Annotated in this window: 22 protein-coding genes and 1 riboswitch; of the genes, 9 read left to right on the top strand and 13 right to left on the bottom strand. The window is 63.0% G+C overall.

Annotation, left to right across the window (positions count from 1 at the left end):
• The 8 genes from ACTHNE_RS16730 to cmk form a co-directional block, all read right to left on the bottom strand.
• The coding region (locus tag ACTHNE_RS16730; protein WP_440269834.1) for a sugar phosphate nucleotidyltransferase at positions 1–210 on the bottom strand (210 nt) is incomplete at its 3' end.
• On the bottom strand, positions 211–2,106 hold the full coding sequence (locus tag ACTHNE_RS16725; RefSeq protein ID WP_440269833.1) for a polysaccharide biosynthesis protein: 1,896 nt from the start codon (positions 2,104–2,106) through the stop codon (positions 211–213).
• Positions 2,093–3,139 (bottom strand): glycosyltransferase family 4 protein, encoded by a 1,047-nt coding sequence (locus tag ACTHNE_RS16720; protein WP_440269832.1) that lies wholly within the window; start codon positions 3,137–3,139, stop codon positions 2,093–2,095. The genes ACTHNE_RS16725 and ACTHNE_RS16720 overlap by 14 nt, the downstream gene beginning before the upstream one ends.
• Positions 3,132–4,307 carry a lipopolysaccharide assembly protein LapB gene (gene lapB, locus ACTHNE_RS16715; protein WP_324946581.1) on the bottom strand — a complete coding sequence of 392 codons (1,176 nt, stop codon included), beginning with the start codon at positions 4,305–4,307 and terminating at the stop codon, positions 3,132–3,134. The genes ACTHNE_RS16720 and lapB overlap by 8 nt, the downstream gene beginning before the upstream one ends.
• The gene (locus tag ACTHNE_RS16710) at positions 4,304–4,564 is read right to left on the bottom strand and encodes a DUF1049 domain-containing protein (protein ID WP_324946578.1); all 261 of its coding nucleotides are present in this window, start codon (positions 4,562–4,564) and stop codon (positions 4,304–4,306) included. Before ACTHNE_RS16710 ends, lapB begins: the two co-directional genes overlap by 4 nt.
• A 240-nt stretch (positions 4,565–4,804) precedes the next feature.
• Complete coding sequence (locus tag ACTHNE_RS16705; RefSeq protein WP_324946574.1) at positions 4,805–5,275, bottom strand: integration host factor subunit beta; 471 nt, start codon at positions 5,273–5,275, stop codon at positions 4,805–4,807.
• Complete coding sequence (gene rpsA / locus ACTHNE_RS16700; protein WP_324946572.1) at positions 5,169–6,845, bottom strand: 30S ribosomal protein S1; 1,677 nt, start codon at positions 6,843–6,845, stop codon at positions 5,169–5,171. Before rpsA ends, ACTHNE_RS16705 begins: the two co-directional genes overlap by 107 nt.
• A gap of 160 nt (positions 6,846–7,005) precedes the next feature.
• Positions 7,006–7,689 (bottom strand): (d)CMP kinase, encoded by a 684-nt coding sequence (gene cmk / locus ACTHNE_RS16695; protein ID WP_324946570.1) that lies wholly within the window; start codon positions 7,687–7,689, stop codon positions 7,006–7,008.
• A gap of 109 nt (positions 7,690–7,798) precedes the next feature.
• Between cmk and ACTHNE_RS16690 the strand changes: the two genes are divergently transcribed.
• The 4 genes from ACTHNE_RS16690 to ykgO all read left to right on the top strand — a co-directional run bounded on the left by ACTHNE_RS16690 (position 7,799) and on the right by ykgO (position 11,496).
• Positions 7,799–8,059 (top strand): acyl-CoA-binding protein, encoded by a 261-nt coding sequence (locus ACTHNE_RS16690; RefSeq protein ID WP_324946568.1) that lies wholly within the window; start codon positions 7,799–7,801, stop codon positions 8,057–8,059.
• A gap of 83 nt (positions 8,060–8,142) precedes the next feature.
• Positions 8,143–10,164: an FAD-dependent oxidoreductase gene (locus ACTHNE_RS16685; protein ID WP_440269831.1), complete on the top strand. Its 2,022-nt coding sequence runs from the start codon at positions 8,143–8,145 to the stop codon at positions 10,162–10,164.
• Between the two features lie 231 nt (positions 10,165–10,395).
• Positions 10,396–11,307: a LysR substrate-binding domain-containing protein gene (locus ACTHNE_RS16680; protein WP_440269830.1), complete on the top strand. Its 912-nt coding sequence runs from the start codon at positions 10,396–10,398 to the stop codon at positions 11,305–11,307.
• Positions 11,308–11,370: 63 nt separating this feature from the next.
• Positions 11,371–11,496, top strand: coding sequence for a type B 50S ribosomal protein L36 (ykgO, locus tag ACTHNE_RS16675; protein WP_008215056.1), 126 nt, complete (start codon positions 11,371–11,373; stop codon positions 11,494–11,496).
• Positions 11,497–11,669: 173 nt separating this feature from the next.
• Here the strand turns inward: ykgO and greA are convergent, their stop codons facing one another.
• Genes greA through carA form a run of 3 tightly spaced genes read right to left on the bottom strand, consistent with a single transcriptional unit; the run spans position 11,670 to position 16,499 of the window.
• Entirely contained in the window at positions 11,670–12,146 is a 477-nt protein-coding gene (gene greA, locus ACTHNE_RS16670) for a transcription elongation factor GreA (RefSeq protein WP_324946561.1), read from the bottom strand.
• Positions 12,143–15,370: a carbamoyl-phosphate synthase large subunit gene (carB, locus tag ACTHNE_RS16665; protein WP_324946559.1), complete on the bottom strand. Its 3,228-nt coding sequence runs from the start codon at positions 15,368–15,370 to the stop codon at positions 12,143–12,145. Before carB ends, greA begins: the two co-directional genes overlap by 4 nt.
• Before the next feature lies 1 nt (position 15,371).
• Complete coding sequence (gene carA / locus ACTHNE_RS16660; protein WP_324946556.1) at positions 15,372–16,499, bottom strand: glutamine-hydrolyzing carbamoyl-phosphate synthase small subunit; 1,128 nt, start codon at positions 16,497–16,499, stop codon at positions 15,372–15,374.
• Positions 16,500–16,701: 202 nt separating this feature from the next.
• Here carA and ACTHNE_RS16655 point away from each other — a divergent pair, with 202 nt between their 5' ends.
• The 5 genes from ACTHNE_RS16655 (at position 16,702) to ACTHNE_RS16635 (ending at position 20,783) form a co-directional block, all read left to right on the top strand.
• Positions 16,702–17,397: a 2OG-Fe(II) oxygenase gene (locus tag ACTHNE_RS16655; RefSeq protein ID WP_324946554.1), complete on the top strand. Its 696-nt coding sequence runs from the start codon at positions 16,702–16,704 to the stop codon at positions 17,395–17,397.
• A gap of 18 nt (positions 17,398–17,415) precedes the next feature.
• Positions 17,416–18,168, top strand: coding sequence for a prolipoprotein diacylglyceryl transferase (locus ACTHNE_RS16650; RefSeq protein ID WP_324946552.1), 753 nt, complete (start codon positions 17,416–17,418; stop codon positions 18,166–18,168).
• The gene (locus ACTHNE_RS16645) at positions 18,153–19,589 is read left to right on the top strand and encodes a radical SAM protein (protein WP_324946550.1); all 1,437 of its coding nucleotides are present in this window, start codon (positions 18,153–18,155) and stop codon (positions 19,587–19,589) included. The genes ACTHNE_RS16650 and ACTHNE_RS16645 overlap by 16 nt, the downstream gene beginning before the upstream one ends.
• A gap of 13 nt (positions 19,590–19,602) precedes the next feature.
• On the top strand, positions 19,603–19,941 hold the full coding sequence (locus ACTHNE_RS16640; protein WP_324946548.1) for a hypothetical protein: 339 nt from the start codon (positions 19,603–19,605) through the stop codon (positions 19,939–19,941).
• Between the two features lie 89 nt (positions 19,942–20,030).
• Positions 20,031–20,783 carry a tetratricopeptide repeat protein gene (locus ACTHNE_RS16635; protein ID WP_324946546.1) on the top strand — a complete coding sequence of 251 codons (753 nt, stop codon included), beginning with the start codon at positions 20,031–20,033 and terminating at the stop codon, positions 20,781–20,783.
• A 4-nt stretch (positions 20,784–20,787) separates the two neighbouring features.
• On the opposite strand, the gene ACTHNE_RS16630 is transcribed toward ACTHNE_RS16635, so the two are convergent.
• Both ACTHNE_RS16630 and ACTHNE_RS16625 read right to left on the bottom strand, forming a co-directional pair.
• A complete protein-coding gene (locus ACTHNE_RS16630; RefSeq protein WP_324946544.1) occupies positions 20,788–21,789 on the bottom strand; it encodes a sodium:calcium antiporter in 1,002 nt (333 codons plus the stop codon).
• 91 nt (positions 21,790–21,880) lie between these two features.
• A riboswitch (yybP-ykoY riboswitch) is annotated at positions 21,881–22,017 on the bottom strand.
• A 66-nt stretch (positions 22,018–22,083) separates the two neighbouring features.
• Positions 22,084–23,178, bottom strand: a complete 1,095-nt coding sequence (locus ACTHNE_RS16625; protein WP_414649775.1) for a glycerophosphodiester phosphodiesterase — start codon at positions 23,176–23,178, stop codon at positions 22,084–22,086.
• Between the last annotated feature and the right edge of the window lie 122 nt (positions 23,179–23,300).

Below are 23,300 nucleotides of genomic sequence, written 5' to 3'. Positions count from 1 at the left end.
GTCGAAGTAGTCGGCGATGGCGTGCTTGTAGCGATTGGTGACGAAGACCAGCGTATCGGCCCCGGCATCGACGGCTTCGTCGACGGCGTACTGGATCAGGGGCTTGTCCAGCACCGGCAGCATTTCCTTGGCGACCACCTTTGTGGCGGGAAGAAAACGGGTGCCGAGGCCGGCCACCGGAAACACCACCTTGCGCAATGGTTTACTCACTCACTTCTCTCCAATTTCGTTACGGCGCAGCGGAATCACATTGTTCGGTTGGGCAGCTTCGCTCCAGCTGAACGAGGGGAGCAGACTGGAAACGCATTGGCGCAGATCTTCCTCGTTGAAGCTCTGCACGGCATCGGTGGCGCGGACAATCTGCGCTTGCAGCAAATCCCACGAAACCGGCCGGTGCTGCGCTAGAAATATCTTGGCGTGTGTCGTCGCGCTGTAGTTTTCCAGTGGATGGAACAGCTCTTCGAACAATTTTTCGCCCGAGCGCAGGCCGGTATAGACAATCGGTATCTCCGTGCCGGGTTTCTTGCCGGCCAGCCGGATCATCTGTTCGGCCAAGTCGCGGATCTTGACCGGCTCGCCCATGTCCAGCGCGAAGATTTCGCCACCCTGCCCGATCGCCGCCGCCTGCAGGATCAGTTGCGTGGCTTCCGGAATGGTCATGAAGTAGCGCGAGATTTCCGGATGCGTGACGGTCACCGGGCCGCCGGCATGGATCTGCTGGCGGAACAGCGGCACCACCGAACCCGCCGAATCGAGCACGTTGCCGAACCGCACGGTGATGAAGTGCGTGTTCGAATGCGCATTGAGGTTCTGGCAGTAGATTTCCGCGATGCGCTTGCACGCGCCCATCACACTGGTGGGGTTGACGGCCTTGTCGGTAGAAATCAGCACAAAGCATTCCACGCCGCTTTCGCTCGACAGATCCGCCACGTTGCGCGTGGCCATCACGTTGTTGCGCACCGCGGTGCGCAGTTGCCCTTGCAGCATCGGCACGTGCTTGTAGGCCGCGGCATGGAACACCACCTGCGGCTTGGTCTCCGCGAACAAGCGGCGCATCCCCACGGTGTCGCCGCAATCGGCAAGTACGCTGTTGAGCAGCAGCTCCGGATAGGCCGCGCGCAATTCCTGCGAGATCTGATACAGGTTGTATTCGCAGGATTCGACGATGGTAAGCGCCTGCACACCCAGCCGCGCGACCTGCCGGCACAGTTCCGAACCGATCGAACCGCCGCCGCCCGTGACCAGCACGCGACGTCCGGTCAGCGTCTCGCGGATGCGCGTCCAATCCAGCTCGACCGCATCGCGCCCCAAGAGGTCTTCGATCGAGACTTCCTTGATCTGGTTGAATTGCGCACGGCCCGCGACGACGTCTTCAAGCTTGGGCACGGTGCGATATGGCAGGCCGGTGCGATCGCACAGTTCCACCACCTGGCGCATCTGCCGCGCGCTGGCGCCCGGCAAGGCGATCAGCAGCATCTGCACCGCGGCTTCCTTCGCCACTTCCGGCAGCTGCTCCAGCATGCCCAGCACCGGCTTGCCGCTGATACGCGCACCGCGCAGCGAGCGGCGATCGTCGACGAAGCCGACCACTACATAACGCGTGTCGCGATGCAGGTCGCGCGACAGTGCTTCGCCGGCGCTGTCGGCGCCTACGATCAGCACGCGCTGCGTCTTGGCGTTGACGAACAGATCGATGCGGCTGTCCTTCCAGAAGCGATACGCCAGGCGTGGCGTACCGAGGAACAGCGACAGCACGAACGGATACAGCAGCAGCACCGAACGCGGCACGCCGTCCAGACGTCCATACAGGAACAGGGAAACGCCGATCGCCACCGTGCCTACGATGGCCGCGCGCAGGATGTTCCAGAGATCCGGCAGGCTGGCGAAGCGCCACACGCCCTTGTACAGGCCGGTCCATGAGTAGACCAGGCCCTGCACCAGCAGCACGATCGGAAATTCGTACGATTCGAAACCGACGATCAGCTTGGGGTCCAGCGCATAGCGCAGTTCCTTGGCGACCCACCAAGCCAGCGCGGTGACCAACAGGTCATGGAAGACCACTGCCGCTCGCGGATGAACTGTACCGACCCATTTACGTATGGACATGACGAACCTTGTATCGATTTCGCCGGATCAGGCGCCGCTTGGCCGCCAGCCAAACTGCCGCCGCAATCCCATAAGTGACGATGCAGGCCAAAAGCCCCATCCCTGGTTTTGCCAACGCCAGCGCGGCCAGGGGTGCTGCGATCAGCAGATTCCACCCCAGATACCACGCTGCGCTTACCGCATGCGTATGGCCCCTGCGCACAATCCATTGGTACAGATGTTCGCGGTGCGCAGTGTACCAGCGCCGCCCTTCCGCCATACGGAGCAGCAGGGTAAGGCTGGCATCCGTCACGAAGGCTGAACTGAGGATCAGCGCCGGCCATACCAGCGCCTCGTCGAGGCGCCAAAGCATCGCGGTCAAGGCAAACAGCAACAGGCCGATGGCGCCGCTTCCCACATCGCCCATGAAAATGCGTGCCGGCGAACGGTTGTACCACCAGAAGCCCAGGCACGCCGCGGCCACGCAAAAAGCTGCGCCTATCACGGTGGATTGGCCGGCGTGCCATGCGATCACTGCCAGGCCGCAGGCCACGAACATGCCTTGCTGCGCGAGCAACCCGTCGATGCCGTCCATGAAGTTGTGCAAGTTGACGCTCCACGCTCCACCCAGCACCCACAGCGGCAGCCACAGCCAGCTCGGGCCATCCATCATGAGCGCCACCGAAAACAGGGCAACGGCCAGTATTTGCACCCCGAAGCGTGGAAGCACTGGCAAGGAACTGTGATCGTCCCACCAACCGATCAACGCGATCATGGCGGTGGCGGCCCATAACGTGACGACCACGTGAAGCGACCATGGCGATCCGGCTTGCAGCAGGCACACCGGCAGCGTAACCAGGGTCGCCACGACGATGCCGATGCCGCCGCCGCGCGGCGTCGGGATTTTATGCGAGCGCCGCTGTCCCGGCTGGTCGAACATGCCGCGCCGATGCGCATAGGCGATCGCCGCGCGCACCACGCCCAATGCGATCAGGAAGGCAAACAATACGGCGAGCGCGATCGGGATGGAGCCAACCACGACCGCGTCACTCATTGGCCACACCGTGGATCGGCCTGATCGTGCTCCATCCTTTGCAGCTCGGGCACTGCCAGTGATGGGCCTTGGTGCCGAAACCGCAGTGGCTGCAGCGATACATCGCCTGGCCTTCGAGCAGCTTGCGCGTGAGGTCGCGCAAGATCAGGAAGTTCTCGCGCGCCTCGCCTTCGATCTTGTCCATGGTGGCGTCGATCAGCGCCATCAGGCCGCGCACGGAAGGACGCTGGCGCAATTGCGAGGTGAGGAAATCGATCGCCGGTTTTTCGCCATCGCGCTGTTGGTACAGATGCGTGAGCGCAAGCACCGGCGAGATGCCGTGATAGCGCGCGAGGATGTCGCGCAGGAAACGCTCCGCACGCGCCATCTGGGCGGAGCGCGCATAGCTATCGAGCAGCGGCGGAAGGATTTCCGGCACAAAGGCGATATCGGCTTCCACCGCGCGCTCATAGGCGTCGACGGCTTCCGCATGCTGCCCTTCTTCGGCATGCAGGCGGCCGGTAAGCATGAAGGCGCGCACGCAATCGGGTTGCGAGGCGAACGCCTGCTGCAGGTAATCGCGCGCTTCGGCGCGGGCGCCATGCTGGCGCGACTGCTCGGCCAGCTCGCAATAGAACTGCGCGATGGTGGTGGCTTCTTCCTCGCCGGTCATGGTTTCCAGGCGGCGCGCATGTTCGATGGCTTTGTGCCAGTCGCGCTCGTGCTGGTAGATCGCGATCAGATGGCGCAAGGCCGATGGCGCGTGCGCGTTCATCGCCACCAGATCGGAAAACAAGGCTTCGGCGCGATCGAGCAGACCCGCGCGCATATAGTCCTCACCCAGCTCGAGCAAGGCCACGGTCTTCATGCCCTCGGACAGGCCAGGCCTGGAAACCAGATGTTGATGGAGACGGATGGCTCGGTCCACTTCGCCGCGACGCCTGAAAAGATTGCCTAACGCTAAGTGCGTTTCTACGGTGTCGCGGTTGTATTCGGCCAGCTTGAGGAAAACCTCGATCGCCTTGTCCTGCTCCTCGTTGAGCAGGTAGTTGAGGCCGCGGAAGTAATCGGACGACAGCTCGCTGACCTGCACCCCGGAACGGCGCACGCTGGCGCGCCGCGCGGTCCACCAGCCACTGAGGAAGGCCGCCGGTATCAGCAGTGCCAGCAGCGGGTAGAAGGTGATCATGCTGTTTTCGATGCCTTGGCACCCTGCGTCTTGGCGATGCGCCGCCGCTCGCGGCGATGGCGTGTAGTGACGCCCAGCCACGCCGTCAGGCCGCCCAGGATCCAGCCGATCGCCAGCATGGCCAGCAGGGCCGCGCCCTTGGGCACCTGGATGCGCGCAAACGCGAGGTCGTATCCGACGAGGTCCGCATTGAGCGCCCCCAGGATCACTCCCCCGGCGATGAAAAGTAGCAATAGCAGCGTGACGATCAATCGCATCACGCGACTTTACCCGATTGGCTGAATGGCTCACAGGGGACTGTGAAGAGACAATTCAGTCGGATGGTCGGGAATCGGGAATCGGGAATCGGGGAGCATGGCCATCATGCGCAAGCTGTCGACTTTGCCGCGCACCGCTCTCAACGATTTCCGATTGACGATTTACGATTCCCGCAAAAAGAAAAGGCAGGACCGGCCCATGGCCGCCTGCCTGTCGGAATAAGTTGATGGGCCGCGGTACTAGCCGTTTTGTTGCTCCAATCGCATGTTGACGCGCTCGCGCAACTCCTTGCCCGGCTTGAAGTGTGGAACATGCTTACCCGGCAGGGCCACCGCTTCGCCCGTCTTGGGATTGCGGCCCATGCGTGGCGGACGGTAATGCAAGGCGAAGCTTCCAAAGCCGCGGATTTCGATGCGCTCGCCGCCGGCCAACGCCTGGCTCATCTGTTCGATGACGTTCTTCACCGCCAACTCGACGTCGCTGAACGCAAGATGGGTCTGGCGCCTGGCCAGCGCCTCAATCAGCTCGGATTTGGTCATGGGTCCCCAATGTCCGTGACGTGGAACGAATCGGGGCGGCGCAACACCGCCCCGATGCAGGCACTTATCGATCGGCCTTGTTGAGCTGCTCCTTGAGCAGCGCACCAAGCGTGGTCGTACCACCGGACGCGGACGAATATTCGGCCATGGCGTCTTGCAGCTCTTCCTCATCCTTGGCGCGGATCGACAGCGACAGCTGACGGCCCTTGCGATCCATGCCGGTGAACTTCGCTTCCACCTTGTCGCCCACCTTCAGATGCTGCGTGGCATCGTCAATGCGCTCCTTGGCGATATCGCTGGCGCGCAGATAGCCTTCCACGCCTTCGCCCAGGTCGATCACGGCACCCTTGGCGTCCACTTCCTTCACCGTACCGGTGACGATCGCGCCACGCGGATGGACGGCCATGAAGTGGCCGAACGGATCCTGCTCCATCTGCTTGATGCCGAGCGAGATGCGCTCGCGCTCCGGATCCACCGCCAGCACCACGGCTTCGATCTCGTCGCCCTTCTTGAAGTTGCGCACGAGGTCTTCGCCGGACGCCTGCCAGGAGATATCAGACAGATGCACCAGGCCGTCGATGCCGCCGTCCAGGCCGATGAAGATGCCGAAGTCGGTGATCGACTTGATCTGGCCGGACACCTTGTCGTTCTTCTTGTGCGTGGCGGCGAAGGCTTCCCACGGGTTGGCGCGGGTCTGCTTGATGCCGAGCGAGATGCGGCGACGCTCTTCATCCACATCCAGCACCATCACTTCGGTCTCATCGCCGACCTGCACCACCTTGGCCGGGTTGACGTTCTTGTTGGTCCAATCCATTTCGGACACGTGCACCAGGCCTTCCACGCCCGGCTCGATCTCGACGAAGCAGCCGTAATCGGTGACGTTGGAGACCTTGCCGAACAGGCGGCTGCCGACCGGATAACGGCGGGCGATGGCGACCCACGGATCGTCGCCCAGCTGCTTCAGGCCCAGCGAAACGCGGTTGCGCTCGCGGTCGTACTTGAGCACGCGCACATCGAGCTCGTCACCGACGTTGACCACTTCGGACGGATGACGCACGCGCTTCCATGCCATGTCGGTGATGTGCAGCAGGCCGTCGATGCCGCCCAGGTCCACGAACGCGCCGTAGTCGGTGAGGTTCTTGACCGTGCCCTTCACCACCGCGCCTTCGGTCAGGCGTTCCAGCAGCTTCTCGCGCTCCTCGGAGAACTCGGTCTCGACGACGGCGCGGCGGCTGACCACCACGTTGTTGCGCTTGCGGTCCAGCTTGATGATCTTGAATTCGAGATCCTTGCCTTCCAGGTACACCGGATCGCGCACCGGACGCACGTCGACCAGCGAGCCCGGCAGGAACGCGCGGACGTCCTTGATGTCGACGGTGAAGCCGCCCTTGACCTTGCCGGAGATCTTGCCGGTGATGGTCTCTTCCTTGTCGAAGGCCTGCTCGAGGTCGTCCCACACCATGGAACGCTTGGCCTTCTCACGGGAGAGCTTGGTCTCGCCGAAGCCGTCTTCCAGTGCGTCGAGGGCTACCTTCACCTCGTCGCCCACGCGTACTTCCAACTCGCCGTTCTCGCTCTTGAACTGCTCGATCGGAACGATGCCTTCGCTCTTGAGGCCAGCGTTGATCACGACGACGTCGTTGCGGATTTCGACAACGATGCCGGTGACGATGGCACCCGGCTTCAGCTTGGAGATGGCCTGTTGGCTCTGTTCAAACAGCTCGGCAAAACTTTCAGTCATGTTGATTCCAGAAATAAGAAAAGGCCCTAGCCCCAATGCGCGCGGTTGATTGATTGCGCTTGGGCAGGCCCGCCGGTTGTGGGTGTGTCGGGACGAGCCCTTGCACCGTTGACCCAAAACTTCATGCCGCGACATGAAGCACCAAAGCCGCCGGAACCTTTTACGGTTTCACGACGGCCAGAACTTTAGCGACCACGTCCTCGATCCCCATGCCGGTGGTATCGACCAGCATTGCATCGGCGGCGGGCTTGAGCGGCGCAACGGTTCGCGATGCATCGCGGGCGTCGCGCGCTTCAATTTCGCTCTGAAGGGACGAGAGTGTAACGCTCAGCCCCTTTTCCTTCAACTGCTTATAACGCCTTTTCGCCCTTTCGGCGGCGCTCGCGGTCAGGAATACCTTGTAGGGCGCATCGGGAAAGATCACCGTCCCCATGTCGCGTCCGTCGGCCACCAGGCCCGGCGCCTTGCGGAAACTCAGCTGTTGCTCGACCAGCGCCTTGCGTACCGACGGGATCGAGGCGATGGCGGAGGCTGCGGCGCCCGCCGTCTCGGTGCGCAACTCGTCGGTGGCGTCGTGCCCATTGACGAGGACGCGCGTTTCGCCATCATGTGGCGCCGCACGAAACTGGATCTTGGTGGTCTGGGCGCAGCGGGTTACGGCCTCGGCGTCGGAGAGATCCAGGTCGGCCGCCCCGGCGGCATAGCCGACCGCCCGATACAGCGCACCGGAGTCGAGCAAGCGCCAGCCCAGGTGGTCCGCCACCAGCCGGCTGATCGTGCCTTTGCCCGAGCCGGACGGACCGTCGATGGTGAGTACGGGCACGGCAGCCTTGCGAGTCGGCATGGATGGTCCTGGTGGCACGGGAAGTGCTTAGCTTAGCTTGTTTTAAGGGGGTTCCCAGCCAATGCTCAACCGTTCCACTTCGACCGCATCCGCTTATCCGCCGCCTTCCGTGAATGACCTTCACCACCAGTTCCACCAAGCTGCCGACGAGCTTCGGCATCTGAAAAGCCGGCCCGACAACGACACCCTGCTGATGCTCTACGGGCTCTACAAGCAGGCGCTGGAAGGCGACGTGCACGGTTGCCAGCCGACCAGCTTCTTCGACTTCATCGGTACCGCCAAACAGGAAGCGTGGGGACGCCTGAAGGGCATGTCCCAGGACGATGCCATGCGTCAGTACGTCACCCTGGTACAACAATTGCTGCCCTGATCGGGCACCTGCCGCGCCGCGGCCACTTGCGCCGCTGGTAAAGGGGTTGCATATTCATACGATCGTTTGAACAACGGTCGCGCATGAACTACCCCAATCTGTTCGCCCCGCTCGAGCTGGGCCACGTCACGCTGCCCAATCGCATTCTGATGGGTTCGATGCATACCGGCCTGGAGGACAAGGCGGCCGATTTCGACAAGCTCGCCACTTATTTCGCCGAACGCGCGCGTGGCGGCGTGGGCCTGATGGTGACCGGGGGCATTGCGCCGAGCATCCAGGGCTGGCTCAAGCCCTTCGGCGGACGCATGACCCTGCCCTGGCACACGCCGCGGCACCGCAAGATCACCCAGGCGGTGCACGCCGAAGGCGGGCGCATCTGCATGCAGATCCTGCACGCGGGGCGTTACGGCTATCACCCGCTTTCGGTGGCGCCCTCGCCCATCCAGTCGCCGATCACGCCGTTCAAGCCGCGCGCTCTCAGCGCCCGCGGCGTGGAGCGCACCATTCGGGATTTCGTCCGTTGTGCCCAGCTCGCGCGCGAAGCCGGCTACGACGGCGTGGAAGTGATGGGTTCGGAAGGCTATCTGATCAACCAGTTCATCGCCGCGCGCACCAACCAGCGCAACGATGCCTGGGGCGGCGATACCGCGCGGCGCATGCGTTTTCCGATCGAAATCGTGCGGCGCATGCGCGAAGCCGTCGGCAAGGACTTCATCATCATCTATCGCCTTTCCATGCTGGATCTGGTCGAAGGCGGACAAGCCTGGCAGGACATCGTGGCGCTCGCCAAAGGCATCGAAGCGGCGGGCGCCAGCATCATCAACACCGGCATCGGCTGGCACGAGGCGCGCGTGCCGACCATCGTCACCAGCGTGCCGCGTGCGGGCTTCAGCTGGGTCACGAAAAGGCTCAAGGGCGAAGTGGCGATTCCGCTGATCACCACCAACCGCATCAACATGCCCGACGTGGCCGAACGGATTCTTGCCAGCGGCGAGGCTGACATGGTGTCGATGGCGCGTCCACTCTTGGCCGATCCGGAATGGGCGATCAAGGCCAAGGCGGGGCGCAGCGAACGCATCAACACCTGCATCGCCTGCAACCAGGCTTGTCTCGATCACGTGTTCCTCAACCAGCGCGCGAGCTGCATGATCAATCCGCGCGCCTGTTTCGAAACCGAATTGCGCATCGAGCCGACGAGCGCGCGCAAACGCATGGCCGTCATCGGCGCCGGGCCTGCCGGCATGGCGTGCGCCGCCACGCTGGCGGAACGCGGCCATGAAGTCACGCTGATCGAAAGCGCCAATCAGATCGGTGGCCAGTTCAACTACGCCAAGCGCATCCCGGGCAAGGAAGAGTTCCACGAGACGCTGCGCTACTTCAGCCATCGCCTGGGCGATGCCGGCGTGCGCCTGCAGTTGGGACAGGCCGCGGACGTAGCATCGCTCACGATGGCGAACTACGACCACGTCATCGTCGCCACCGGCATCAAGCCGCGCCAGGTGCGTTTTCCCGGCAGCGATGATCCGCGCGTGCTGAGCTATCTGGACGTGCTGGCGCGCAACCATGCAGTCGGCGCGCGCGTGGCGATCATCGGCGCCGGCGGCATCGGGTTCGACATCGCCGAATTCCTCGTTGAACATGCCCCCTCTCCCACCACCGACGTCGCGCGCTGGACGCGCGAATGGGGCGTGGACATGCAGCTCGAACAACCCGGCGGCTTGCAGCCCCCGCAGCCGGAGCCGGCGGCGCGGCAGGTCTGGCTGCTGCAGCGAACGGTGGGCCGACCCGGCGCCCGCCTCAACAAGACCACCGGCTGGGTTCATCGCGCCACCCTGAAGAACAAGCACGTGACCATGCTTGGCGGCGTCAGCTACGACTGTTTTGACGACCAAGGCCTGCATATCACCGTCGACGGCCAGGCCCAGGTGCTACCCGTCGACAACCTGGTGATCTGCGCTGGGCAGGAGCCCTTCCGCAGCCTGGCCGATGCGCTGAAAGAACAAGGCCACCCCAGTGTGCACGTGATCGGCGGCGCAGATGTCGCCGCCGAACTGGACGCCAAACGCGCCATCGCGCAAGGCACGCGACTTGCGGCGGCGCTTTAGCAAGGCGCCGTAACGTCTTTTTGGGGAAGAAGAAAGGAAGCGCCCCGCCAGCGATGCGTCGGTAGTGGCTCTGGGGAGGGAGGCCGAAATACCGCGGGGGTAGCATCGCTGCGGGGCGAGGTCTGCGCCACTCGGGGGGAGGGGGTCAGTGGCGCGACAGGGAAGATATTATGATCGACCCGATACAGAATCAAATATATATTTAGACCCGTATTTATACGGAATCACTATATGTTTGATTTCCGCCAGCTGCGCTACTTCATCGCGGTCGCCGAGGAGCTGAGCTTCACACGCGCCGCGCAGCGCCTGCATCTTTCGCAGCCGCCGCTTTCCCAGCAGATCCAGGCGCTGGAGCAGGACCTGGGCGTGCGCTTGCTGGAGCGCGACAAGCGCAACGTCACCCTCACCGCGCCGGGGCGGCTGTTTCTCGACCAGGCCAGGCAGATCCTGGCCATGGCCGACGAGGCCCGCAGCCAGGTCGCCGAGGCCGCCGCGGGCTTCAGCGGGCATCTCAAGCTCGCCTACACCGTCTCGGTGTCCTTCCATCCGGCCTTGCCGCAGACGCTGCTGCGGCTTGGTCAGAACGCGCCCAATGTGCGCGTGTGGTTGAGCGAGATGTACAGCGAGCCGCAGTTTTCGGCCATTCGCAACGGCCAGATCGACGTGGGTTTCGTGCGCGACGTGCCCACGCACGAAGATGACGCCCGCGTGCTGCGCATCGATGTGATCGACCGCGAACCCCTGGTGCTCGCCCTCCCCTCCGGCCATCGCCTGGCGGGTCGGCAATGCGTGGAGCTGAGCGAAGTGGCTGGCGATCCCTTCGTGGTTCAACCGCGCGAATTGGCCGCCACACTGTACGACCGGCTGGTGCGCCTGGCCGCCAAGGCCGGCTTTCACCCTGTGATCCGCCAGCACGCCCAGCAGATCAACGGCCTGCTTGCCCTGGTCGCCGCCGGCATCGGCATGGCGCTGGTGCCGGCCAGCATGCAGGTGGTGAAACTGGCCGGCGTGAGCTACGTACCGCTGGGCGATCCGGATGCCTATCTGCTGCTCGCGGTAGCCAGCCAGGCCGACAGCGCCTCGCCGGTGGTGCAGCAGTTTCTGGAAACCGTCAACCAGGCCAAGGCGGCCTTGGGCTTGTGATAAGTAATTCAAATCGTTATACTTGCGCGCTTTCTTCGTTTCATTTCGTTCCAGGAGCCTGCCGTGAAGGTGCTTTCCTCTTTGAAGTCCGCCAAGCAGCGGCACCGCGACTGCAAGGTTGTGCGCCGCCGCGGCAAAGTGTTCGTGATCTGCAAGAGCAACCCGCGTTTCAAGGCGCGTCAGCGCTGAGCCGTGCGAACACGCAATAAAAAAGCCGCTGCGAAGCGGCTTTTTTATTGCGTGTTTCCTTGAAACGTCGTTCCCGCGAAAGCGGGAATGACGGCCTTGCAGATACGAAACCTTCTGCCAGGTTGGCCTCTCACCCCTGTCCTCTCCCCGGAGGGAGAGGGAGTTATAGCGCATCACTCGTAGCTGACGCCGGTGATCTCGTAGCGCTTCACGCCATTGGGCGCCCGGAACTCGAAGCTTTCGCCCTCGCTCTTGCCGATCAGCGCACGCGCGATCGGCGAGGACACGGCAATCAAGGCCTGCTTGATGTCCGCTTCCAGGTCGCCGACGATCTGATACTTCACCGCCTCGCCGCTTTCCTCGTCTTCCAGTTCCACGATCGCGCCGAACACGATCTTGCTGCCCGGCTTCAGGCGCGACACATCGATCACCTCGGCGGTGGACAACGCCGCTTCCAGCTCGTTGATGCGTCCTTCGATAAAGCTCTGCTGCTCACGCGCCGCGTGATATTCGGCGTTTTCCTTCAGATCGCCGTGCGCGCGCGCCTCGGCGATAGCCGCGATGATCTTCGGACGCTCGACCGACTTCAGACGTTCCAGCTCGCCACGCAGACGTTCGGAACCGGCCTTGGTAATGGGTGCGCGACTCATGCGTTCAGCTCCTTGTGTAGTTCTTGCAGGCTGTGAACCTCACCGCTGTCGTGATAATCCAGCGAATGCACCAGCGCACGCGCGCCGGCCACCGTAGTGGAATAGGTCACGCGATGCTGCAGCGCCTCGCGCCGGATCGAGAACGAGTCGGCGATTGCCTGCTTGCCCTCGGTGGTGTTGACGATATACACGATCTCGCCGTTCTTGATCAGGTCGACGATGTGCGGGCGGCCTTCGGCCACCTTGTTGATGCGCTCGCAAACCACGCCGTGCGCGGTGAGATAGCTTGCCGTACCGGCGGTGGCCACCAGCGTGAAGCCGCGCGTGGCGATGTCCGCCGCGATCGGCAGCAGGCGATCCTTGTCGGCATCGCGCACCGACACGAACACCTTGCCCTTCGGCGGCGTCTTGATGCCGGCCGCATCGTGGCCGCGCGCGAACGCGGCGCCGAAGCTGCGGCCCACGCCCATCACCTCGCCGGTGGAGCGCATTTCTGGACCCAGGATCGGATCGACGTTCTGGAACTTCAGGAATGGGAAGATCGCTTCCTTCACCGAGTAGTAGCCCGGAATCACTTCGCGTGTGGCGCCCTGCTCCGCCAGCGTGCGGCCGGCCATGCAGCGCGCGGCGATCTTCGCCAGCGCCACGCCGGTGGCCTTGGACACGAACGGCACCGTGCGCGAGGCGCGCGGATTCACTTCCAGGATGAACACCGTGTCGCCCTGGATCGCGAACTGCGTGTTCATCAGGCCGATCACCTTCAGTTCTTTCGCCATCAGGCCAACCTGGCGACGCAGTTCGTTCTGCACCGCCGGCGACAGCGAGTACGGCGGCAGCGAGCAGGACGAATCGCCCGAGTGCACGCCGGCCTCTTCGATGTGCTCCATGATGCCGCCGACCAGCACGTTGCCGTCGCGGTCGGCGATGATGTCCACGTCCACTTCCACGGCGTGATCGAGGAAGCGATCGAGCAGCACCGGCGAATCGTTCGATACCTGCACCGCCTCGCGAATATAGCGCGACAGATCCGCATCGTCGTACACCACTTCCATCGCGCGGCCGCCGAGCACATAGCTCGGACGCACCACCAGCGGGTAACCGATCTCACGCGCCAAGGCGAGCGCTTCGTCGGCATTGCGCGCGGTGCGGTTCGGCGGCTGGGTCAGGCCCAGCTTGGCGATCATCTGCTGGAAGCGTTCGCGGTCTTCGGCCAGGTCGATCGAATCGGGCGTGGTGCCGATGATCGGCGCGCCCGCCGCTTCCAGCGCACGCGCCAGCTTCAGCGGCGTCTGGCCACCGTACTGCACGATCACGCCCTTGGGCTTTTCCAGGTCGACGATTTCCAGCACGTCCTCGAGCGTGAGCGGCTCGAAGTACAGGCGATCGGACGTGTCGTAGTCGGTGGAAACGGTTTCCGGGTTGCAGTTGACCATGATGGTCTCGAACCCGTCCTCACGCAGCGCGAGCGCGGCGTGCACGCAGCAGTAGTCGAATTCGATGCCCTGTCCGATTCGATTCGGACCGCCGCCCAGCACGATGATCTTGTCGCGCGTGGTCGGATCGGCTTCGCACTCTTCCTCGTAGGTGGAGTACATGTACGCCGTGGTGGTGGCGAATTCAGCCGCGCACGAATCCACGCGCTTGTACACGGGGCGCACACCCAAGGTGCGGCGCAGGTGGCGAATGGCCGCTTCGTCCGTGTTGGTGAGTTCGGCCAGGCGCGCGTCGGAGAAACCCAGGCGCTTGAGTTCGCGCACGCGCGGCGCATCGAGCGCGCTGATGCCCTGCGCCTGCACTTCTTTCTCCGTAAGCACGATGTCTTCGAACGCGGCCAGGAACCACGGATCGACACGGCTCAGGTCATGCACTTCTTCCAGCGTCAGGCCGGCGCGGAATGCATCGGCCAGATGGAACACACGATCGGGACGCGGTTCGCGCAATTCGCGCTTCAGTGTGGCCAGGCCATCGTCGCTGGCCAGGTCCAGGCCGGTCGGATTCAAACCGGTCTTGCCGATTTCCAATCCACGCAGCGCCTTTTGCAGTGATTCGTGGAAGCTGCGACCGATTGCCATCACCTCGCCCACGGATTTCATTTGCGTGGTAAGGCGCGCATCGGCCTGCGGGAATTTCTCGAACGCGAAGCGCGGGATCTTGGTGACCACATAGTCGATGGTCGGCTCGAACGAAGCCGGCGTGAGGCCGCCAGTGATGTCGTTCTTGAGCTCATCCAGCGTGTAGCCCACGGCCAGCTTCGCCGCCACCTTGGCGATCGGGAAACCGGTCGCCTTCGAAGCGAGCGCGGACGAACGCGACACGCGCGGATTCATCTCGATCACCACCACGCGGCCGGTCTCGGCATTCACGCCGAACTGCACGTTGGAGCCGCCAGTATCCACGCCAATCTTGCGCAGCACCGCGATGGAGGCATCGCGCAGGCGCTGGTATTCCTTGTCGGTGAGCGTCTGCGCGGGCGCGACGGTGATGGAGTCGCCGGTGTGCACGCCCATCGGATCGAGGTTTTCGATCGAGCACACGATGATGCAGTTGTCCGCCTTGTCGCGGACCACTTCCATCTCGAATTCCTTCCAGCCGAGCACGGATTCTTCCACCAGCACTTCGTGCACCGGTGAGAGTTCCAGGCCGCGCTTGACGATCTCCTCGAATTCCTCGCGGTTGTACGCGATGCCGCCACCGGAACCGCCGAGCGTGAAGCTGGGACGGATGATGGTGGGGTAGCCGACCGTGGCCTGGATTTCCACCGCCTGTTCGAACGAACGCGCCACGGCTGCCTTCGGGCATTCCAGGCCAATTTCCGACATGGCCACGCGGAACAGCTCGCGGTCTTCTGCCATGCGGATTGCTTCGCGCGACGCGCCGATCAGCTCCACGCCGTATTTTTCGAGCACGCCGTTGTCAGCCAGATCGAGCGCGCAGTTCAAGCCGGTCTGGCCGCCCATGGTCGGCAGCACCGCATCCGGGCGCTCCTTGGCGATGATGCGTTCCACCGTCTGCCAGCTGATCGGCTCGATGTACACCGCATCGGCCATGTTTGGATCGGTCATGATCGTGGCCGGGTTGGAGTTCACCAGGATCACCCGGTAACCCTCTTCGCGCAGCGCCTTGCACGCCTGCGCGCCGGAGTAGTCGAACTCGCAGGCCTGGCCGATCACGATCGGGCCGGCGCCGATGATCAGGATGCTTTTGATGTCGGTACGTTTTGGCATCTCAGCGGGTCTCCTGCATCAGCTTGGCGAAACGATCGAACAGATAGCCAATGTCCAGCGGCCCGGGGCTCGCTTCCGGATGGCCTTGGAAACAGAACGCAGGGCGATCGGTGAGCGCGAAGCCCTGCAGCGAACCGTCAAACAGCGAGGTATGCGTGATGTGCACATTCGAGGGCAGCGTGGACGCGTCAACCGCAAAGCCATGGTTCTGCGAGGTGATCAGCACACGGCCGTCGTCGTGGTCCTTCACCGGATGGTTCGCGCCGTGGTGGCCGAACTTCATTTTCAAGGTCTTCGCGCCGAGCGCGGCGCCCATGATCTGGTGGCCCAGGCAGATGCCGAACAGCGGGATGCTGGCGTTGAGGAATTCGCGCGTGGCGGCGATGGCGTAATCGCAGGCGGCTGGATCGCCAGGGCCGTTGGAGAGGAACACGCCGTCGGGCTTCATCGCCAGCACTTCGGCGGCGGGCGTCTGTGCCGGCACCACGGTGATCTCGCAGCCGCGCTCGGCGAGCAGGCGCAGAATGTTGCGCTTCACGCCGTAATCGTAGGCGACCACGTTGAAACGCTTGTCCGTTTCGTGGAATACGGTGCGGTCGAGGTCGTACACCCCTTCGTTCCAGTTGTAGGGCTTAGGTGAGCTGACCACCTTGGCCAGGTCCATGCCGTTCAAGCCGGGGAAGGCGCGCGCCTTGGCCAGCGCGGCCTCGGCGTCGATCGACTCGCCGGCCACGATGCAGCCGTTGAGCGCGCCCTTGTCGCGCAGGATGCGCGTGAGGCGGCGCGTATCGATGCCGGCGATGGCGACGATGCCGTGGCGCTTGAGGTAATCAGGCAGGCTCTCGGTATTGCGCCAGTTGCTGGGGCGGCGCGGTACGTCGCGCACGATCAGGCCGGCGGTGTGCACGCGGTCGGATTCGGCATCCACCTCGTTGCAGCCGGTGTTGCCGATATGCGGGTACGTAAGGGTGACGATCTGACGGGCGTAGGAGGGATCGGTAAGGATCTCCTGGTAGCCGGTCATGGCGGTATTGAAAACCACTTCGCCGACGGTTTCGCCAGTCGCACCGACGGCATGGCCGTGGAATACGCTGCCGTCTTCGAGGGCAAGCAGAGCGGGATGAGGCATGTGGAGGGCCGCCTTTTAGGTACAGCAAGGTCCGCAAGCCGCATCGAAGCAGGCTTGTGGACCTTAGGTGAAGGAAAGTCTCGGGCGGGTTGAAATGATAGGCTTCGCGCGGCTTTCTGTCCACCGCAAACGAATGCGCAAAACCGATGGTCATAAGGCGCTAGACTGAGCCGCCACTTAGCCGGGACTGCTGCGAAGCTTGATGAACACCACCGTATTGCTGGACCCCGCTCGACTCGATCGCCCGGACACGGATGTGCGCCAGCAGCCGTTTCCGTTCATGATCGCGCACGGCCAATTGCCGGACGAAGCGCGCAACGATTTGGAGCGGGATTTCCCCAAGTACACCAGCGCCGGCTTTTTCCCCTACGACCCGGCCGATTGCGGTCCTTCCGTCAACGCCCTGGTGCAGCAGCTGACCACGCCCGAATTCGCCAGCGCGATCGGCCGTTACCTGGGCATCGAGAACCTGGGCCGGTACCCCACCCTGATCACCCTCTGCCGCGCCCTGAACAAGCGCCACGGCACCATCCACACCGACAGCCGCTCCAAGGTGGCCACCGCCCTGCTCTACCTCAACACGCAGTGGCCCGATACAAGCGACGGCTGCCTGCGCTTTCTCAACCGCGTGGACAATATCGACGACCTGGTCGCTCCGGAACTCAAGCCGCTGTACGGCGAATTCGCCGTGTTCAAGCGTTGCGACAATTCCTTCCACGGCCACCTGCCGTACGAAGGCGAGCGCCGCGTGATCCAGGTGGCCTGGCTCACCAGCGAAGCGGAAAAGCTGCGCAAGACCAAGCGCGGCAAATTCTCGCGCGGCTTCAAGAAACTGTTCGGCGTGCTGGACCGCAAGCTCGGCGCCGGCCGCGATCGCAACGCGTCGCATCGCAACTGACGACCTCGCGCCCCCTCCATGACGCCAGTTGCGCTGCACACGGTCTGCGAGGCACTGGCCTATGCGGTCGGCTTTCGCACGTTTCTATGGACGCGCCAGCGGTTCGCACCCGACGCCTTCAAGCATAAGGATGAAGTGGCATGGGTCGCAGTGAGCGCGATCGTCGGTGCGGCACTGGGCGCCAAGCTTTCCTACTGGCTGGATGACCCGCTCAGCGCGTTCGCCAACTTTCCCGATCTGCGCCACCTGCTGCTGGGCAAGTCGATCATCGGCGCGCTGCTCGGTGGCCTATTGGGTGTGGAGCTGTGCAAGAAATTGGCCGGCATCCGGCAATCCACCGGCGATGCGTTCGTACTGCCACTGACCGTGGGTATGTGCATCGGCCGCGTCGGCTGTTATCTGGCGGGGCTGGGCGACCACACCTACGGCAATCCCACTTCGCTGCCCTGGGGCGTGGACTTCGGTGATGGCATCGCGCGGCATCCCACCCAGCTCTACGAGATTCTCTTCCTGCTTGCGCAGTACGCCTGGATCCAGCTGCGGCACCATGATTTTGCGCAACCGGGTGACCGTTTCCGCGCCTTCATGATCGGTTATCTCCTCTTCCGCCTGCTGGTGGAATTCATCAAGCCGGTTTTCTACGTCTATCCGGCCCATCTGAGCGGTCTGCAACTGCTTTGCGTCGGCGGTCTGCTCTACTACCATCGGGACATACCGCGAATCGCGAAGATTCTATTCAGGGGAAGAAGCCGCGTATGGGAGCCAAGGTAAGGCCGTACCTGTTCTACGACAGCGCGGTATCCATCTGCAGCACCTGCCTGCGTCGCGTCGAAGCGAAGATCCTGATCAAGGACGAGCGCGTCTATATGGAAAAGTGGTGTCCGCACCACGGCCGCGAACGCGTGCTGCTCGCCGACGACGCGGCGTATTACCGCCAATGCCGCGAGCTGTATATCAAGCCGCCGGAGCTGCCCAGGCAGTTCAACACGGCCCAGCACTATGGTTGCCCATACGACTGCGGGCTGTGTCCGGAGCACATGCAGCATTCCTGCCTGACCCTGGTCGAGATCACCGACCACTGCAACCTGCGCTGTCCGATCTGCTACGCCGAAAGCGGCCCGCACCGGCCAGGTTACCGCGACCTCGCTACGGTTGAGCGCATGCTCGATGCCGTGGTCGCCAATGAGGGCGAGCCTGACGTGGTGCAGATTTCGGGCGGCGAGCCGACCCTGCATCCGGACTTCTTCGCCATTCTCGACGCTGCCAGGCAACGGCCGATCCGGCATCTGATGGTCAATACCAACGGCCTGCGCATCGCACGAGAGCCGGAGTTCGCCGCACGGCTGGCGGCGTACCAGCCGGGCTTCGAGCTCTATCTGCAATTCGATTCCCTACGCGATGACGTGCACAAGGATCTACGCGGCGCGAAATTGCGCGACGTGCGCCTGAAAGCACTGGAACACCTCAATCGCCACGGCATTTCCACCACGCTGGTGGTCACTATCAAGAAAGGGCTCAACGATGACGAGCTCGGTTCCATCATCGAATTCGCCCTCACTCAGCCTTGCGTGCGTGGCGTCACCTTCCAGCCGATCCAGGCGGCCGGGCGTCTGGAGGGCTACGAGGCCGAACGCGACCGCCTCACTTTGAGCGAAGTGCGCCGGCGCATTCTCGAGCAAAGCGCGATCTTCCGTCCTGACGACCTTATCCCTGTCCCCTGCAATCCCGATTGCCTGGCCATGGCTTATGCCTTGAAGCTGGAAGACAAGGTGCTGCCGCTGACCCGTTTCGTTTCGCCCGAAACCCTGGTCAGCAAGGGACGCAACACCATCGTGGTCGAACGCGATGAAGCATTGCGTGCGCACGTGTTCGAGTTGTTCGCCACCAATCATTCGCCAGAATCGCAAGCCTGCTCGCTATCGGATCTGCTGTGCTGCCTGCCGCAGGTGCAGGCGCCAGCGGAGCTTTCCTACCGCAACGTGTTTCGTGTGTTGATCATGCAGTTCATCGATGCGCAGGGCTTCGACCTGCGCGCCGTGAAGAAATCCTGCGTGCATATTGCGCAGCCGGACGGCCGCATCATTCCGTTCGATACGTTCAATTTGTTCTATCGTGACGACAAAGTGGCGAAGCTTGAAGCGCTAAGGCGCGAGATCGACCAGACCCGCGCCATCGAAAGGAGCGCGCCATGAGCAGGACTTACGCATGAGCCCCATTGACGTGCCCCCGCCCGGCGAATTCCGTCCGGACATGCCAACGGCGGGCAACGGCTCGCTGGGTGCCGGCATCGCCTTGGCCTGGGTGATTGCCGTGGTGGGCACGCCCCTGTGCGGCTCGATGATGGCTGTGTTCAGCACGCGCTTTAACGAATGGTTTGTAGTGCTTTGGCTGCTGCCTTACTTGTTCATCGTCGTGCTGGCCATCTTCCAATATCGAAAAGGCAAAACACGGACAGGCCTTGGATTGATGCTCGGATTAGTGTCGATGATCGCCGTCGCACTGCTGCTTGTTGCGGCCTGTTTCGGCATGTTCTCCACCCATTGAGGCGACGCGGTCGCACCAGGGCCCTGGTCAATCCCGTGCATCCGGCCCATGCCATACTATCGCGCGCTTGAATCGCTTCGGGGGAAGCCATGTCTTTCGTGTTCCTGCTGTCCTTGGCGTTGCAGATTGCCTGCGCCGTACACGTCATCCGCAGTGGCCGCCCGCTGTATTGGCTGTTCCTGATCCTGATTGGCTCTTACCTTGCCGTGCTGGTTTACGTGCTTGTTGCGGTCATTCCTGATCTTCAACACGACCCGCACGGGCGCAGGGCGGCCCGCACGGCGATGAAGGCGATTGATCCGCAGCGCCGCCGACGCGAACTGCAGAAGCAGCTTGAACTCAGCAACACCATCGACAATCGCCGCCGGCTTGCCGAGGAATGCCTGCAGCAAGGCGACTACGCCAATGCGCAGGAGTTGTACCGGAGCTTGCTCACCGGCATGTACGCCACCGATCCGCACTTCATGGAAGGATTGGCGCACGCACAAGCCGGCAGCGAACACTTCGCCGAAACGCGGCAGACTTTGGACGCACTTGCGCAGGCCAATCCGAATTACAAATCCAGCGAAGTGCAGCTGCTCTACGCGCGCTGCCTGGAAGAACTCGGCGACACCGAAGCGGCGCTCAACGAATACCGCGTACTGGCCGACAGCTATCCCGGCGAGGAAGGACGCTTCCGCTATGGCCGCCTGCTCGCGCAAAGCCAGCGTCACGCGGAAGCGCGCAACGTGTTGCAAGGCCAGCTGCGGCGCGCCGAAATGATGCCCCGCTACTATCGGCGCAAAGAGCAGACCTGGCTCAAAGCCGCAAAGCTGGAACTGTCTCGCCTGGGTGAATCCTGATTCGTTATCCCATCAGCCAGAACATGTAGGCCGCAAACACACCGTAAAGCAGCCCCACCGGCGCAAGCTTTCGTCCATCGACGTGTCCGCGGCGGAACAGCCACCACAGATAGACGATCGCAGCAGCCGTCATGATGCCAGCCATGATCAACGGCTTGTCGAACATCCACGGCGTGGCGAAGATCGCCAGCGCGCTGGGGATGGTGGCCTGGATCATCATGGCACCGGAAATATTCGCCAGCGCCAGTCGCTCCTTGCCCTGGCGCACCCAGATCAACGCATTCATGGTTTCCGGCAGCTCCGTCGCGACCGGGCTCAATACCAGCGCCACCAGATGCGGCGGCAAGTGCATGGCGTTGCCGATGCTTTCGATCTGCAGCACGAAGACATGCGAAGCCACCGCGATGACCAGCAGCGACAGTGTCGCCTGCAGCACCACCATCGGCACGGACGGATTGGACGAACTCGGCTGGAATTTCAGCGCTTCCAATTCATCGCCGTGCGCCGTGTCGCCCTCGCCTTTCAGCTCGCGCCATACGTAGATCGCATACCCCAATAGAAACAGGATGCCCAGCCAAGCCTTGAACGCAAACGCGATCAAGCCCAACCCGCACTTCACCACAAAAATCGAAAGGAACCAGGCCTGGTCACGCGCCAGGCGTGCATGCTCGACCTGCACGCGCACCGTGGCACGCCCCAGGCGACGACGATTACCCCACAACGCAAGACCGACCACCGCATAGGCGATCGTGGCCAGCACCAACGGGCCGCCCATCGCAGCGCCGACACCGATATCGCGCACCTCGGCGGTACGCCCCATGATCACCGCCACGAAGGTCACCGCGCTTTCCGGCAAGGCCGTGCCGAACGCGGCCAACACCGTGCCGGTAGCCGTCTCGCCGAGGTTGAGCTTTTTTCCCAGCCACTCGATGCTGTTGACGAAGTATTCGCAGGCAGCGTAGATGGCCGCCGCGGAAAGCAGGAACAGCAGTGCAGTGAGCGCCATGAAACATTCCGGGCCGGGCGAGCGAAGTCCAATGGCGCACGCGCGTCGCTCGCCCGGCCGGGGTGAGCACGTCGTGGCCAAAGGTCTCGCCGAGCGATCGCAAACGAATGCTGCGATAACCATCCGCGCCATGAAGCGAACGCTTCAAGTGTGTTGACACGGATTCCCCGCCGCACCTGGGTCGAACGCCCGATGCAGCGAAGATGGCTACTCCCCAATGACAGTGAGTGCTGCGGATGCTACAGCCTTCGCACCAGCCTCACAACATGTTGCGGGCGCCGGAAGGCATCGCCTTCAGCGCCCATCCACCGCCTTGCGCCCGATCGCCGGATCGTCAGTGAAAAACGCATCGATGCCCGCCGCGAGATAGGCGCGGATTTCCGTGATCGAACCCGCCTCGTTGAAGGTCTTCGGATCGCTGCCCTGCCAGAAATTCCTGGCCTGGAAATGATTCTCAGGGCGGAAGGTATACGGATGCACTTCCAAACCCGCCGCATGCGCGTCATGCACCAGCGAGGTAGGCGAGCTCAAGCTGCCGTCAGGTTTCAATGGGATGATCGAGCGGATATTGGGGCCGATCGCATCGGCATAGTCGGCGATCTCGCGCAGGCCGGCGGGCGTCACCATGTCGCCATAACTCAATTTGCCGCCCGCGGATGTCACGTCGTAAGGCTGCTCGTGCAGATCATCGATCAGTTGCAGCAGCCGAATAGTGGGGTGACGCTTGCCCAGCTTTCCATGCAGATAACGCAGGTTGGCGATTTCGAACGACTGGATTTCCACCGGCGCATGCTGCGTGTAGTGATGCGCAGCGATGATCGCCAGCACGCGATCCTCCATCGGCAAGCCGATCTTTTGAAAATAGGTGCCGTGCTTGATCTCCGGAATGATGCCGATGACACGCCCGCGCGCAGCCGCTTCGGCCGCGACGAAATCGATGATTTCATCAAACGTGGGTATCTGGAAATCGCCGTCGTATTGTGTGCTGCGATATTCCGGCAAGCGCTCACGTGCACGCAGCGTCTTGAGTTCGGCCAACGTGAAGTCTTCCGTGAACCAACCTGTGACGCTGTGCCCATCGATGGTCTTGGTGGTCTTGCGCGAGGCGAATTCCGGGTGGCTGGCCACGTCGGTGGTGCCGCTGATCTCGTTCTCGTGGCGGGCAACGGGTACACCATCCTTGGTCATCACCAGATCGGGCTCGACGTAATCCGCGCCATCGGCGATCGCCTTCGCGTATGAGGCCAGCGTATGTTCGGGCCGAAGGGCGCTGGCGCCGCGGTGGCCGATCACGAGCACCTTGGCGGCGAGCGGCTTTTCATCGGCATGGATGGCGGCGGACATCAGCACAGCTCCCAGACAGCAGCCCAGCCATAGTAGCGTTTTCATCCCGACGCCCTCCCGAGGATGCTCTAATCTATTCCACGCACCCGGCATGACGTCCAGAAGGCCCGCAGGGTGTGTTGCGCGGCGTTTAAAAAATGTGCCTCAGGTGAATGCCCGCCGCGCCC

The organism is Dyella sp. (genome assembly GCF_051954575.1).
Taxonomy (GTDB): domain Bacteria; phylum Pseudomonadota; class Gammaproteobacteria; order Xanthomonadales; family Rhodanobacteraceae; genus Dyella_B.
Note: the sequence above shows the minus strand (reverse complement) of the source record. Positions and strands in the feature narration are given on the sequence as shown.

Coding starts and splice junctions, on each gene's coding strand:
- greA (WP_324946561.1), bottom strand. CDS start 12,146: ATGAGTCGCGCACCCATTACCAAGGCCGGTTCCGAACGTCTGCGTGGC.
- ACTHNE_RS16705 (WP_324946574.1), bottom strand. CDS start 5,275: ATGAGGAAGAGCTGCAAGACGCCATGGCCGAATATTCGTCCGCGTCCG.
- carA (WP_324946556.1), bottom strand. CDS start 16,499: ATGCCTCATCCCGCTCTGCTTGCCCTCGAAGACGGCAGCGTATTCCAC.
- cmk (WP_324946570.1), bottom strand. CDS start 7,689: ATGCCGACTCGCAAGGCTGCCGTGCCCGTACTCACCATCGACGGTCCG.
- ACTHNE_RS16720 (WP_440269832.1), bottom strand. CDS start 3,139: ATGAGTGACGCGGTCGTGGTTGGCTCCATCCCGATCGCGCTCGCCGTA.
- ACTHNE_RS16685 (WP_440269831.1), top strand. CDS start 8,143: ATGAACTACCCCAATCTGTTCGCCCCGCTCGAGCTGGGCCACGTCACG.
- ACTHNE_RS16640 (WP_324946548.1), top strand. CDS start 19,603: ATGAGCCCCATTGACGTGCCCCCGCCCGGCGAATTCCGTCCGGACATG.
- carB (WP_324946559.1), bottom strand. CDS start 15,370: ATGCCAAAACGTACCGACATCAAAAGCATCCTGATCATCGGCGCCGGC.
- ACTHNE_RS16645 (WP_324946550.1), top strand. CDS start 18,153: ATGGGAGCCAAGGTAAGGCCGTACCTGTTCTACGACAGCGCGGTATCC.
- ACTHNE_RS16635 (WP_324946546.1), top strand. CDS start 20,031: ATGTCTTTCGTGTTCCTGCTGTCCTTGGCGTTGCAGATTGCCTGCGCC.
- ACTHNE_RS16655 (WP_324946554.1), top strand. CDS start 16,702: ATGAACACCACCGTATTGCTGGACCCCGCTCGACTCGATCGCCCGGAC.
- ACTHNE_RS16680 (WP_440269830.1), top strand. CDS start 10,396: ATGTTTGATTTCCGCCAGCTGCGCTACTTCATCGCGGTCGCCGAGGAG.
- ACTHNE_RS16625 (WP_414649775.1), bottom strand. CDS start 23,178: ATGAAAACGCTACTATGGCTGGGCTGCTGTCTGGGAGCTGTGCTGATG.
- lapB (WP_324946581.1), bottom strand. CDS start 4,307: ATGATCACCTTCTACCCGCTGCTGGCACTGCTGATACCGGCGGCCTTC.
- rpsA (WP_324946572.1), bottom strand. CDS start 6,845: ATGACTGAAAGTTTTGCCGAGCTGTTTGAACAGAGCCAACAGGCCATC.
- ACTHNE_RS16710 (WP_324946578.1), bottom strand. CDS start 4,564: ATGCGATTGATCGTCACGCTGCTATTGCTACTTTTCATCGCCGGGGGA.
- ACTHNE_RS16630 (WP_324946544.1), bottom strand. CDS start 21,789: ATGGCGCTCACTGCACTGCTGTTCCTGCTTTCCGCGGCGGCCATCTAC.
- ACTHNE_RS16725 (WP_440269833.1), bottom strand. CDS start 2,106: ATGTCCATACGTAAATGGGTCGGTACAGTTCATCCGCGAGCGGCAGTG.
- ACTHNE_RS16650 (WP_324946552.1), top strand. CDS start 17,416: ATGACGCCAGTTGCGCTGCACACGGTCTGCGAGGCACTGGCCTATGCG.